Raw genomic sequence first — 249 nt, forward strand, 5'->3', positions numbered from 1 at the left:
GATATGGTGCTCGTCGTCACCCAAGGCGCGCTTGATAAGCTATCTGATGAAGCGCTATACGGGCTAATAGGGCATGAGTATGGTCATATCTTACATGGTGATGCGACGTTTAATTTACAGCTAATGGTGGTGTTAGCAGGCTTGCAGTTACTCTATGACTGGAGTGATTCTATTAATAATTTTGGTGCTGGTTATAAAAGCAGTCATAAAAACAGTCAGCAAAACTATTTTGATGGCTCTTTTATTAAT

The 249-nt window shown here is 40.2% G+C and carries 1 protein-coding gene; it reads left to right on the top strand.

Translation table 11 applies throughout. The features are described from left to right. Window positions 1-249 (top strand): M48 family metalloprotease (locus AAEZ03_RS28400; RefSeq protein WP_350583302.1); only part of this gene is annotated, 249 nt, incomplete at both ends.

The organism is Pseudomonas sp. HY2-MNA-CIBAN-0224, from assembly GCF_040310285.1.
GTDB classification, from domain to species: Bacteria; Pseudomonadota; Gammaproteobacteria; order Pseudomonadales; family Pseudomonadaceae; genus Aquipseudomonas; species Aquipseudomonas helleri.